Annotated in this window: 1 protein-coding gene; it reads right to left on the reverse strand. The window is 64.3% G+C overall.

The window, feature by feature from the left end; translation table 11 throughout:
- The coding region (locus ACZ3HG_RS23255) for a hypothetical protein (protein WP_465334676.1) at positions 1 to 325 on the reverse strand (325 nt) is incomplete at both ends.

Raw genomic sequence — 325 nt, forward strand, 5'->3', positions numbered from 1 at the left:
CCTGTGAGGTTTGCTTCCAAGGGCGGCCCAGGCAGCTCAATCTTGGCGACGGGAATTTCAGGCGGCAGAAGCGCGAGAGTCCTCGCAGCGATGTCTCGGTCGGCATCAGAAATCAGCGCGACGATACCGCGTTGATCCCCCCGCTTGGCGAGCCAAAGATGCCGCCCGTGCGCAAAATTGCGGTAGTCCGCGACGTGGAGGCTTCCGATGGCCGCCTCGGTGAACTTGGATTCCAGGTCGATTGCGCCCAGCGCGCCGCTTGGGCCGTGTAGGACGACCGTCGTCGCCCGAGTCCACAGTGGAAGCGCCTCCTCACGCCACGATG

The sequence above is a fragment of the Erwinia sp. PME.40.26/001 genome (assembly GCF_055556675.1).